This is a genomic window from Flavobacterium sp. CF108 (assembly GCF_900129795.1).
Lineage (GTDB): Bacteria > Bacteroidota > Bacteroidia > Flavobacteriales > Flavobacteriaceae > Flavobacterium.
Window position 1 is genome coordinate 382,620 of record NZ_FQWW01000003.1, and the last position, 13,604, is coordinate 396,223.

The following is a 13,604-nucleotide window of genomic DNA, read 5'->3' on the forward strand; positions in this document are numbered from 1 at the left end:
AATAAAAATGGAATTTCAAAGATATTTTCAATCGTTCACAGACTATTTTTGGGAATGGGATAATCAAATATTTTCTTCGGACAGTGTATTTGAAACCATCACAATTCCGAATGGACAGACTATCGGTTATGAGAAATTTGTCTTTGAAATTTTAGAATTTCTTTCAGAAAATAATTTTCCGCCATTCGGAACCCTTTTATTAGCCATTACGGCTACCAATCATGATAGCCAAGAAGCTATTGACAGGATTCATAATTGGGCAAAAAGCAGAGAAATAACCAAATCTTTTCCGGTAGAACATTCGTTTCGATTAGGCGCGAGTATTGGTTTTTTGAGACAGCTTTCGGCTCTGCCATTAGAATATAAAAGTGGTGAAAACAGGCTGAAAATGTTTCAGACCATTTTTGATGGATGTCATAACAGGATTTCAGCTGAAAAAGCAAAAAAGATTCTGGATGAATACAAAGAACACAGACATCATTTGGTTAGAGCAAGTGTAAAAGATCCTTTTAATGAAGCTAATTTCATAAAAGATTTTAGAACGCTGGCTTTATTAAAAACAAGGTTTCCAACGGTTCAGTCGATTTTGTATGCTATGGAAAATCTTCCGCATGAAAATTTGAATGATAAGCTGAAAGAGGAAATTTTAGAAGAGAAAAATCCATCTGATACTGCGAGTTTTGTAGATCAGCTTATTGAAGATAACAGGACATTTGAAGTAGGAAGCCTTATCAAACGATTGTGGTCAGGATTAAATATTCCGCTGCACCATAATCATCCGAGTGAACAGCCTTTGGGCGGAGTTTCGGATTTGACAAACAAAGGTGATTTTGATAAACTGGTAATTTCTGAATTTGCTTATGACGATGACATTTTTATGTCCAGAATTGCAAACAATGAAGCCCTTTATATTCAAAGAGAAGTACCGCCGCAGTCAGATAAGTTTGAACGCATTTTGTTAATCGACAGCTCGCTAAAAAACTGGGGAAATCCTAAGATTTTGTCGTTTGCTTCGGCAATTGCGATTGCAAGGCACCCGAAGACTGATATCGCGTGCAGAGTTTTTATTTTTGATCAGGATTTTAAGGAAGTATCTTTAGAAAACATTCATGACGTAATTAATGCGCTGGGTAGACTTAGTGGTAAACTGGATTGTTCAGACGGACTTGAATCATTTTTTCTGCAAAATAAAATCAGCAGTAAAAATCAGGAAGTGTTTCTTTTTTCTTCACAAGACAGTTTGAAACTAGCTCGAATGCAAAACATCATAAGTAATTATTTTACGGATATAAAGTATGTTTTTGAGATGGAGATGGAAGGCATCAAAGTATATAAAAACCAAAATAAAGGCAGAAAAATGCTCCAGCATATTATAATGCCTTTAGATGAATTATGGCAAAAAGAAAAGCAGAATTTGCCTCGCAGAGTAAGAGATGGAGAATTAAATGAGTTTCCGATTTTGTACCCGGTAGAAAGAGGTTATCAAAATATTTTTCATTATGAAGAGGATTTTTATATCTATTTGAATGGAAGTTTATTCTTGTTTGTCAGTAATACGTTTGATAAAGGATTCAAAAAGATTGCTTCAAATCTTCCTTTTGAAAACGGAGAGTTTGCCATAAGAAGAAATAATAAGGGACAAAAACTTTTGTTTTGTTATTACAACAATGACTTAGTCCAAAATGCAGGTATAATAAATCTGGAAACACAGGAATTAAGAACTGAAACAGTATCTTATAATGAAGACGAAGAAAAAAAAATCAAGGCATTTGTATTCAACAGGCAATTTTATTTAAGTGATTATACATCATATTGGAACATTGGAACCGATTTTAAAATGCAGCATTCTACAAGTAGTTTGGTAAAAAGTGCTTTCGATGATTATTCAGAAAAACTTAATTCTTTCATAAGTAATTTTATGCAAAGTAGATTTAAATACAGCACTATAAAAAGACTAAAAGGTTTATCTATTGTAGAGGATAGTATCGAAATTAACGGATTTAACCTAACACATTTTGAGTTTTCTAAAAGAACTTACTATTCGAGTATAGTCAGACAAAATGCGATACGATTTGATGAAAAAGTAAATCTTATTTTGAAAAACAAAGGTACATCAGTTTTAGATCTTGTTAAAACGATGAAACTGCAGACAGGTAAATCTTTGGCTGAGAGTAAAGCTATAGTAGATGCAGAATTTGGTGTTATTTTAAATGATGTAACAAAAAAAGAGGCAGAAGAATTGAAGAAAACAATCGAAAGTAACGGAGCAGTTTGTTATATGCAAACCTTGTCTTTTGAGTCTAAAGATGGCAGTAAAGTAACTAATAAGGACGGGATTCTAATATTTGAAAGTAGTAAAGAAGCAATACCCACATTTTATATTCCTTTCATAATAAACGGAAGAACCATTATGGCGACAGAAAGTGAGTATTCCGGAAACGATTATTTTATTTCAGATTCTGTTCTGGAAAGTATAAAAGAGAAAGAATTTCTCGAAAAATATTTGGAGCCATTTATACAAAATGTAAAACAGCATGGAACTTAAACTTAGAATAAATTCTAAAAATACGTTTCCGAAAGGAGGGATTTTTATAAAAAGTGCATTGCCAAAGGTTTGGCTTCAGGAAATCCAGAATATCGGATTAGCGCTCCATTCGGTTAAAGCTTTTCCAGTTCCCGGAGTTAATGCAAACGAATTATTCGGATGCTTATTGGTTTTAGATCAGCGTTCGACTAAAATATATACTGTTGGAAAAAATAATTTCTGTCAATTGATAGAAAACAAATTGTTTATTCCAGAAAATACGATTGTGACTCCTCAGTTAACAAAAGAGGAGTGGCACAATCTGTTTTTAGAGAACTATCATTTCATGCATCCTGAAATTGGTTTGGTTGAATTAAAAGAAGAGGTTTCATGGATCAATTTACTCGAAGCTCCGGCTTTAAGAAATATTGATATAATAGAACCTTCAAAAACGATTCATATTCCGCAGTTTATTTCGTCAATGCGTTATGAAGCAGATACGGAGAAAATTTTAGAAGCAATTGAAAATCCATTTTCAGAAGAAGATGCCATAAAAGAATTGCCTTTTGATTTGCAGGAATTGATGAATGGTAATCAAAAAGAAATGGATAAGTTTTTGGAGTTTTTTGATAAAAATCCAGAATTGGCTTTAAAAATGGCTATTCCACTAGATACTTTAGGAACCGCAAGAGGCGGTAATGACGGAAGGTTTTCTTTTGGAGAAAATAACTATGGCGGAGGTTCTTTTGCAGGAAGACAAACAAATACTTTGAATAGATCTGGATCTGACAGCCAGCCTTTTGTGGTTGCTTTCAAGATAATTTTTGTACTGGTGATTTTGTTTAATTTGAAAAGATGTGATTTTAGCCGTACTAATATTAGTGGCGATTCATCTCTTATTTTGGTGGTTATTGTGTTCGCAATAGGTTTAATTATTGCACTGGCACTTATCAATAGTAGTTCTTCCCGTTCATCTGTGAGTTATTCACAACCGCAAAGATCATCAGGATCAGGAAGTTCAGCTTTAATTGATTCTGAAAGGTTTGCCAGTATACAAAGCCGTTATGAAAAACTAGCCCAGGAATTTGAAGACAGGAAAGACTATACTAAAGCGGCACATATTTATATGAAGCTGCTTAAAAATCGTTATAAAGCAGCAGAAGTTCTTGAAAAAGGAGAATTGTATAGCGAAGCGGCAGCAATTCATTTAAAGTATTTAAATAATAAGCCAAAAGCTGCTGAGTGTTATGAAAAAGGGCATGTTTATAAACAGGCAATCGAATTGTACAGAGAACTTAACCAACATGAAAAAGTTGGCGATTTGTACACGATTTTAAAAGACAAACCAGAAGCTGATAAATACTATGGCAGAGTAATAGAGGAATATAAGGGAAATGGACAATACGTAAAAGCATCGTTTATTTACAAGGATAAAATCAAGAATATAGACGAAGCACAAGAAGTACTTTTAACAGGCTGGAAAAATAAAAAAGATGCAGCCAATTGTTTGAATAACTATTTTGCAAATATCAAACCGACAAAGAAATTATCCGGAGCAATCACATCAATTTATAATGCTGAGGTAACAAATGAGAATTCTGAATTGTTTTTACAGGTCATGAAACAGGAGTTTAAAAAGCATCAGGATTTAGAGGAACTCACTAAAAATATTGCCTACGAAATTGTAGCCGATAAAATTAGTACAAAACCAGAAATTGCTTCAGAATTAATTTCTTTTAATCCAAAGAACAAATCAATGATTAAAGATGTAATGAAGTATAAGCTTAAAAAGAAATAGAATTTTATAGTACAATTAAAAAAGGCTGTCTTATTAAGACAGCCTTTTTCTTTGGTTAAATTATTTTGATTAATTGTGATTATAGATTTTAGCGTAAAGATCTTTATAGATTTCTTTAATGATTTTACGTTTTAATTTTAGAGTAGGAGTAAGCTGTCCGCCATCAATAGACCAAACATCTGGAGTAAGCTCAAAACGTTTGATTTTTTCCCAATGTCCAAATTTCTCGTTGATGCCTTCCACTTCTTCATCAATACGTTTAATAACGTCTGCATTTGAAGCAATTTCTGCATTAGAATCTCCTACATTAATTTTATGGATTTTAGCCCATTCTTTTACAAATTCAAAATTTGGCTGAATAAAAGCTGCCGGCATTTTTTCACCTTCACCAACAACCATAATCTGCTCAATAAAACGAGATTGTTTCATTGCATTTTCGATAAGTTGAGGTGCGACATATTTACCGCCAGACGTTTTAAACATTTCTTTTTTACGATCTGTAATTTTTAAGAAACCTTCGCTGTCAATTTCGCCAATATCTCCCGTGTGGAAATATCCGTCTTGTAAAGCTTCAGCTGTTTTTTCTTCATCTTTAAAATAACCCAACATTACGTTTGGTCCTTTACAAAGAATTTCTCCGTCTTGTGCAATCTTAACTTCAACGTTGCGAATTACTTTTCCAACAGTTCCAATTTTAAAACCTTTGTTTCTTTGATCGTTAACCGCAATTACCGGAGAAGTTTCAGATAAACCGTAACCTTCCATAACCGGAATTTCTGCAGCAGCAAAAACTCTTGTTAAACGCGGTTGTAAAGCGGCACTTCCAGAAACCATTAAATCTAAATTTCCTCCCAAACCTTCTTTCCATTTACTGAAAATAAGTTTGCGGGCAATTTTTAGTTGAAACTCATACCAAAAGCCATTTGCTCCGTATGGTTCATATCTTAAGCCCAAATCAATAGCCCAGAAAAACAGTTTTTTCTTGATACCTGTTAATTCAGTTCCTTTTGCGTAAATTTTATCGTAAACTTTTTCTAAAAGCCTCGGAACAGCCGTCATAACTGTTGGGCGAACTTCTTTTAAGTTGTCACTGATTTTATCAATCGATTCTCCAAAATAAACCGAAACCCCATAATATTGATAAATGTATAAAATCATTCTCTCAAAAATATGGCAGATTGGTAAGAAGCTCAATGCAGTGCTTTTTCCCGGATCAAACGGAATTCTTGGCGCACTGTCTAAAACATTCGAAACAATGTTTTTATGAGAAAGCATAACGCCTTTTGGTCTTCCGGTAGTTCCAGAAGTATAAATAATAGTAGCTAAATCATCCGTTTTGATGCTGTCTTTTCTGGCTTCAACTTCACTTTGATTGCTGTTGTCTTCTCCTGCTAATAATAAATCAGACCAATGTTTACAGCCCGGAATTTCATTAAAAGAATAAACTTCTTTTAAAGTAGGAACGTTAGCTCTAATAGCTTGTACTTTTTGATATACTTCATCATCAGAAACAAAGCAATAGATACTTCCGCTATGGTTTAAAATATATTCGTAATCTTCCTCAGCAATAGTTGGATAAATGGGAACATTTTGCGCACCAGTCTGCAAAATACCAATATCCATCACATTCCATTCGGTTCTGTTATTTGAAGTAATTAAGGCAATTTTATCATCTTTTTGAATGCCCATGCGCAATAATGCTCTCGAAACGGCATTAGCTTTTGCAATATATTCTGCGCTGGATGTTTTTTCCCAGACTCCATTTTTTTTAGTTGCAAGTGCAACCGGAAGGTTATAAGTTTCTTGTTGATAATAGGGAAAATCAAAAAGTCGTGTGATTGAAACCATGTTTAATATATTGAATTTTACTGCAAATTAAATAAAAATAAGGTATGATTTTTTATTTTATGGAATTTTATGGGAAAATTTATAGAGACTATTAAAAATTTACGAAAACGTTTTCTTTTTTATAGCAAATATTCCCAAAAACCAAGAAAAATTTAATTTGCGAGGAAGTTTTAAAAGACTATTGTACGTTATAATCTTCGTATTCTTTTACTCTTTCACCCATTAAGAACATTTTTTTCTTAACAAAATGAATGGAGAATTGAGAATAGAACCATTCGTTACCTTCAACTGGCCTGTACCAAAATGTATAAGACTTACTGTTGAAACCTTCTTTAAAGACCGGAGTTCCTTCTTCAGTACATTCAATTCCCCAATTGATTTTTTGCTTGCTTAAATCTTCGGCCTGAATAGAACCTGTTCCATCAGGATTTAAAACGGTAACAGGCTGTTTTAAACCAATAGGAGCATAAGTTCCCTGAACAGGAAAGCCAATAGTGGTCGTGATATAACGCTCTTTTGAATTGTGGGTTATTACATTTACTTCAGCTTGTGAGTATGATTTTGAGGCAGCAAAAAATAACGTAATAAGTAATAAATGTACGGCTTTCATTTCTATGTAGGTTTAAAAGTGTTCTTTGGCATTTATAAAAATCAGCGGCTAATTTTTATGTAGCGAATATAACTTAAATTTTGATTAAAACAGAAGAATTTGATTCAACTAAAAAATACCGTGTTTTTCCCCTTTTAAAAACAGTAGATTACCTTGTTAATTTAGATTTGGCTTATTCTATTTTTACCCGAATTAAATGCGGAAGCCGAAAAGCACATAGAGTAGGCACTAATCAACCAAAATAATTATGGAAACTGCCTTCTATTTAGCAATGGGCTGGTGCGGTACCAAATATCCAGGCTGGTGGAAACGCTTTTGGAGAAGCCCTCCGCCGCCTCCGGATCCGGAACCGTGGTGGACTATTGTATTAATTGGAATAGGACTGGTTGCGGGAGCTGCCGGCGGCTTATTCTTTAGTAATGCAATTGCAGAAATTCAATTTTTTGCAGGCCAAAATGCAGTTGCCTCAGGGCTATTTGCATTTGGAGCAGCCAATGTCATAACCGGAATTGCATCAGCATTTAAAGACTAAAAAAAAATGCCTCGATTTAGGGATAGCGTCGGGGTATTTTTATTTTATTTAAAGACTAAAAAAGCATTTTAAGATTATAAAAATCGCCACGAATTACACGAATTTTCACGAATTAATTTTTATTTACCAGCATTAACGGAAAATAAACAATCATTTTAATCCTTTAATCTGTGGCTATAAAAAAAGAATTAGTGAAAATTCGTGTAATTCGCGGCAAAAAAAACGCCCGATAAAATTCGGGCGCTTTAATAAAAATATATTTTTAGTTTTTCTCAATCCATTTTCTGGCATTAACAAAAGCTTCGTGCCAAGGCGAAACCTCGTCATTTCTGTCTTTTGGATAATGTGCCCAGTTCCATTGGAAAGTTGAACGCTCAATATGAGGCATCATAACCAAATGTCTTCCCGTTTTATCACACATCATTGCCGTGTTATAATCAGAACCATTAGGGTTTGCAGGATAACCTTCGTAAGCGTATTTAGAAACAATGTTGTATTGATCTTCTGAATAAGGTAATTTAAATTTACCTTCTCCGTGAGAAACCCAAACTCCTAAAGTACTTCCTGCCAATGTCGATAACATAACAGAGTTGTTTTCCTGAACTTTTACAGATGTAAAGATACTTTCGTGTTTTTGGCTCTCATTGTGCAATAGTTTTCCATGAACTTCATGCTCCGGATTGATAACTTCCAATTCCATAAACAATTGGCATCCGTTACAGATTCCAACAGATAAAGTATCTTCTCTTTTGAAGAAATTATCCAAAGCTGTTTTTGCTTTTTCGTTGTATAAGAAAGCTCCAGCCCAACCTTTAGCAGAACCTAAAACGTCTGAGTTAGAGAATCCTCCAACAGCACCAATAAACTGAATATCTTCAAGAGTTTCACGACCAGAAATTAAATCGGTCATGTGAACGTCTTTTACGTCAAAACCTGCTAAGTACATTGCATTTGCCATTTCACGCTCAGAATTACTTCCTTTTTCACGAATAATAGCTGCTTTTGGCCTCTCGACTCCGCTCGAGATGACAGGCGCTTTTCCTGTAAAGTGCGCAGGGAAAGTATAATTTAAAACCTGATTTTTATAGTTTTCAAAACGTGCCTGAGCTCTTCCGTTTTTAGATTGTTTTTGATCTAATAAATAAGAAGTTTCAAACCAAACGTCACGGTAAGTTGGAATATCCAATTTATAATCTCCAAATTCCAAAGTTGCAGTTTGTTGAACTGAACCAATTTTGAAGAATTCGATATTATTAGCTTTCAATTTAGCTTCAACAGTTGTATCAGATTTAGCTTGGAATACGATTCCGATGTTTTCAGCGAAAAGGATTTTCAATAAGTCTTTTTCCGCGAAAGCGCTGAAATCAATTTTAGCTCCAAGATTTACATCAGCAAAACACAATTCTAATAAAGTAGTGATTAAACCACCGCTTCCGATATCGTGTCCGGCTAAAATTTGGCTTTCGCCGATTAATTCCTGAATTGTGTTAAAAGCATTTTTGAAGAAAGAAGCATCTTTTATAGTAGAAGTTTCATTTCCGATTGTATTTCTAATTTGTGCAAAAGATGAACCTCCTAATTTGAAATCATCCTGAGACAAATTGATATAATAAATAGAATCTCCGTTTTTCTGTAAAACCGGTTCCACTACTTTTCTAATATCTGTACAGTTTCCTCCAGCCGAAATAATAACCGTTCCCGGCGCGATTACTTCGTCATTTGGATATTTTTGTTTCATCGAAAGTGAATCTTTTCCTGTCGGAATATTGATTCCTAATTCAATTGCAAATTCCGAACAGCCTTCAACAGCAGCATACAAACGAGCGTCTTCACCTTCGTTTTTACAAGCCCACATCCAGTTTGCAGATAATGAAATTCCTTTTAAACCATCTTTAATTGGCGCCCAAACAATGTTTGATAAAGATTCTGCGATAGCGTTTCTACTTCCCGCAACCGGATCAATCAAAGCAGCGATAGGAGCGTGCCCAATAGAAGTTGCGATTCCTTCTTTTCCTAAATAATCCAGAGCCATAACCCCAACATTATTTAAAGGCAATTGTAACGGACCTGCATTTTGCTGTTTCGCTACTTTTCCTCCAACACAACGGTCAACTTTGTTCGTTAACCAGTCTTTTGAAGCAACAGCCTCTAAACGTAAAACGTCTTTTAAATATGATTCAAAATCTCCTGCGTTGTAAGCAACATCAGCATATTTTCTATCGATAGTTTTGTCTGTCATAACCGTTTTAGGAGAACTTCCGAAGAAATCTTCTAAAGCATAATCCATCGGTTTTGAACCATTTGATTTTGATTCAAATGTAAAACGGTGATCTCCCGTTACATCTCCAACCTGATACATTGGCGAACGCTCTCTGTCGGCAATTCTTTGTAATGTATCAATATCTTTTTGACCAATAACCAATCCCATTCTTTCCTGAGATTCGTTACCAATAATTTCTTTTGCAGAAAGAGTAGGGTCTCCAACCGGTAATTTGTCTAAATCAATTAAACCTCCAGTTTCTTCTACCAATTCAGAAAGACAATTTAAGTGTCCTCCAGCTCCGTGATCGTGAATCGAAACAATTGGGTTATTGTCGCTTTCTACTAAACCACGAATGGCGTTTGCAGCACGTTTTTGCATTTCAGGATTTGAACGCTGAATTGCATTTAATTCGATTCCTGAACCGAAAGCTCCAGTATCTGCAGACGAAACCGCAGCACCACCCATTCCGATTCTATAATTTTCTCCTCCAAGAATTACGATTTTATCGCCTTCTTGTGGTTTCTTTTTAATTGATTGATTCAGTTTTCCGTATCCAATTCCTCCCGCTTGCATGATTACTTTATCGTAACCAATTTTACGGTCGTTTTCTGAATGTTCGAAAGTTAAAACAGAACCTGTAATTAACGGCTGACCAAATTTATTTCCAAAATCAGAAGCTCCATTTGATGCTTTGATTAAAATATCCATTGGAGTTTGGTACAACCATTTTCTTTCTTCAAGAGCATTTTCCCATTTTCTGTCATCCTGAGCGGAGTCGAAAGACTTTAAACGAGAATATGAAGTCATGTAAACCGCAGTTCCTGCTAATGGTAACGAACCTTGACCTCCAGCTAAACGGTCACGAATTTCTCCACCAGAACCTGTTGCAGCTCCGTTGAAAGGCTCAACAGTTGTTGGGAAATTGTGTGTTTCGGCTTTTAATGAGATAACCGAATCAAATTCTTTTATTTCGTAAAAATCAGGTTTGTCTGCCGATTTTGGTGCAAATTGCTGCACTTTTGGTCCTTTTACAAAAGCAACGTTGTCTTTGTAAGCAGACACTATATCGTTAGGATTTTCCTGAGATGTTTTTTTGATTAATTTAAAAAGAGAAGTTTCTTTTTCTTCACCGTCAATAACAAAAGTTCCGTTGAAGATTTTGTGACGACAGTGTTCTGAATTGGCTTGTGAGAAAGCAAAAATCTCAGAGTCAGTTAACTTTCTTCCTAGTTTAGTCGAAAGATTATTTAAATATTCAACTTCTTCTTCGCTTAAAGCTAAACCTTCTACTTTATTGTAAGTGGCAATATCATCAATTTCCAGAATTGGTTCCGGCTGAATGTTGATAGTGAAAATTTCCTGATCTAATTCATTGAATTTTTGGAAAAGCATCGGATCAAAATCAGTAAAATTTTCCGTTGCCGGGTGAAATTCTTCAATTCTGATAATGCCCGGAACACCCATATTTTGAGTGATTTCTACAGCATTTGTACTCCAAGGTGTGATCATAGTGGCGCGGGGACCAACAAAAAAACCCGTCAGTGCGGATTTTTCGATCTTATTAGAGTCGGCAAAAAGCCAGTTTAATTTTGAAATGTCTTGAGCTGAAATTTCGTTTTGCGTTTGTACGGCAAAAACAGTTTTGCTTTGGTTTTCAAAGAAATGGATCATTGTGATGTGTAGTTTGTTGTATTGAGCTGCAAATTTAGTGTAAATAAATAGTAAGCACAAATTTGATAACAAACTCTTTTAAAAAAGATGGGTATTTTTTTACCATGTGTAGAGGCGCACAGCAGTGCGTCTTTTGGCATGTAAGGTTTTCTTGAAAAAGGAAAGTGTTTTAATCTCGCAAAGGCGCTAAGACGCAAAGTTTTTTTGTTTCACGCAGATTTTGCAGATTGAGCAGATTTTTTTGGGTAGAGTTATCAATAAATCTGTGTCAATATTTATTAAATTTTTAATCTGCTATATCTGCAAAATCTGCGTGAAAAAAAAATTTTTTATCAGAATTTAGAGGCGCACAGCAGTGCGTCTTCTTGTATGCAAAGTTTTTTTGTTTCACGCAGATTCAGCAGATTATGCAGATTTTTTTGGGTAGAGTTATTAATAAATCTGTGTCAATATTTATTAAATTTTTAATCTGCTTTATCCGCCAAATCTGTGTGAACAAAAATATTTAGTTGATAACTATCTTTTTAATTATAGTTTTTGAATCTCTTGTAATTTTAGCAATATAAATTCCGCTTGAAAGATGACTTACAGATATTACAGAATCTGATGCGTTTTGTTTTTCGAAAACTTTTTGTCCTGAAAAGGAAAGGATTTCTATCGAATAAGGAGAATCAGAATTGTCTAAAACAATATTAAAAATTCCGTCAGAAGGATTTGGGAAAACCACAATTTCATCTGAAAGTTCTACCACTTCTTCCTCAATTGGTTTCGCTATTTTGCTTGCTAAATTGTTACAAGTATCTTGTGTAAATGAGTCCCATTGTGAACTTAAATTGAATGTCGTACTTGGAGAAGTTACTGTTGATTTTCTTCTTAAAGTAACATCTATAGCAAAATTAGCTGTTCCTCCATTAAAAGTTCCGATGACGTCAATTAGAACTCCATTTTTAAATAAACCTACGGCGTCATTTCCGTTAAAAGTTAATTCAGTTGCCGTTGTTGAAATGTTAGCAGAGCTTGGAGAAAAACAGCTTGAAGAAATAGAACTGTTTACAATTACAAATTTGCTTCCTGTTGTTAAAGTTCCGCTTAAAGCTAAACCTGTACTCCATGAACCAGCACCATTGGTTTGTTTTTTAATAGTATAAGCAGACAAACTAACAGAACTTCCTGTATTGTTTGCAATTTCTAAAGCTTTGTTATTTCCAGAACCTTCAATGTATTCAGAGAAAAGCAAATCTGTAGCAGTTCCTGTTCCGCTGCTGTTGGTTGTAACCGAAATAGTATTGCTTGATGCAGAAGCATTTCCGGCTGCATCTTTTGCTTTTACATAAATAGAATAAGCTGTAGAAGCTGTTAAACCTGTAATTGTAGCCGTAACTCCAGATACAGTTGTTTTTAAAACGCTATTTGCATAAACATCATAACCAGTTACTGCAACATTATCTGTAGAAGCTGTCCACGAAAGTGAAATTGAAGTTGCTGTTTTTGATGTTGAAGCCAAACTTGTTGGAGTAGTTGGTGCCTGAGTATCTCCAGAAGGAGTTCCGCCCCAAATTTGATTTACATATTCCGGATGATCGATATATGGATTTCTATTATTTTGACGTGCATAAATGGCATTATTTCTTGCAATTTCTCTCGCGCTTACAGGATCTTGTGCATTCCAAGCCAAAAGCAGATTTAAGAAAGCTGTTGTAAAAACTTTATTGCTTGAACCGTCAAACATTGCATAAGAATATCCGGCAACAGTATTTTCGTAGCGAGTTGCAAAATAAAAATACATTCTGGCAATATCTCCTTTAAAAGCATTGATAGGTTCAAAAACAGTTCCTGAATATCCAGAAACAGAACTTGATCCTAATTTCCCTCCATTTTGAGAAGTATAAGTTGCAGAACTTACCGTTCCGTGCGGGTAGTTAGAACGTATTCCGTTTACTTTTCCATCTGTTGGAGTTATAAAATGTGCATCGGCAACCATTGGCGACTGCTCATTAAAAACAGATTGTGGAATAATATGCTCTCTGTTATAGCAATCGCCTTCAACGGAATAATTTCCACAACGCTGTGTACTTCCTGTGCTGTAATTGTATGGATCTGTTCCTGATGGATTTTCAGAATACATGTCTAATACTGTTCCGTCATTTTCGTAAAAATTGTCAACGTCTGATGTTTGGTACGTGGTATATAAACCAGCATATCCATTATCAGTATGACCTTTAATAATGTTGTACAATTGAGTTTTTAAAGTATAACCTGTTCCGGTTGCGGTGTTGTAATAACCAGAAGGAATTTGGGCAAAGCCAATCGTAACAGAAAGCAATAACAGTAAAAAGTAATTTTTTTTCATAAAAATAG

At 34.7% G+C, this 13,604-nt stretch carries 7 protein-coding genes; 3 read left to right on the forward strand and 4 right to left on the reverse strand.

Features of this window, described 5'->3' with window-relative positions; genetic code table 11:
* Positions 1 to 7 precede the first annotated feature (7 nt).
* Positions 8 to 2,545 (forward strand): ribosomal protein L7/L12, encoded by a 2,538-nt coding sequence (locus BUE10_RS10405; protein WP_073484831.1) that lies wholly within the window; start codon positions 8 to 10, stop codon positions 2,543 to 2,545.
* Entirely contained in the window at positions 2,535 to 4,322 is a 1,788-nt protein-coding gene (locus BUE10_RS23640; RefSeq protein ID WP_083598028.1) for a hypothetical protein, read from the forward strand. Before BUE10_RS10405 ends, BUE10_RS23640 begins: the two co-directional genes overlap by 11 nt.
* Positions 4,323 to 4,391: 69 nt before the next feature.
* Here BUE10_RS23640 and BUE10_RS10415 read toward each other — a convergent pair whose 3' ends face one another.
* Positions 4,392 to 6,170 (reverse strand): AMP-dependent synthetase/ligase, encoded by a 1,779-nt coding sequence (locus BUE10_RS10415; RefSeq protein WP_073484833.1) that lies wholly within the window; start codon positions 6,168 to 6,170, stop codon positions 4,392 to 4,394.
* Positions 6,171 to 6,348: 178 nt separating this feature from the next.
* Positions 6,349 to 6,780 carry a hypothetical protein gene (locus tag BUE10_RS10420; protein ID WP_073484834.1) on the reverse strand — a complete coding sequence of 144 codons (432 nt, stop codon included), beginning with the start codon at positions 6,778 to 6,780 and terminating at the stop codon, positions 6,349 to 6,351.
* Between the two features lie 247 nt (positions 6,781 to 7,027).
* Here BUE10_RS10420 and BUE10_RS10425 point away from each other — a divergent pair, with 247 nt between their 5' ends.
* On the forward strand, positions 7,028 to 7,312 hold the full coding sequence (locus BUE10_RS10425; RefSeq protein ID WP_073484836.1) for a hypothetical protein: 285 nt from the start codon (positions 7,028 to 7,030) through the stop codon (positions 7,310 to 7,312).
* Positions 7,313 to 7,574: 262 nt separating this feature from the next.
* Here the strand turns inward: BUE10_RS10425 and purL are convergent, their stop codons facing one another.
* A complete protein-coding gene (gene purL / locus BUE10_RS10430) occupies positions 7,575 to 11,246 on the reverse strand; it encodes a phosphoribosylformylglycinamidine synthase (RefSeq protein WP_073484838.1) in 3,672 nt (1,223 codons plus the stop codon).
* Between the two features lie 505 nt (positions 11,247 to 11,751).
* The gene (locus tag BUE10_RS10435) at positions 11,752 to 13,596 is read right to left on the reverse strand and encodes an endonuclease (RefSeq protein ID WP_073484840.1); all 1,845 of its coding nucleotides are present in this window, start codon (positions 13,594 to 13,596) and stop codon (positions 11,752 to 11,754) included.
* Positions 13,597 to 13,604 lie beyond the last annotated feature (8 nt).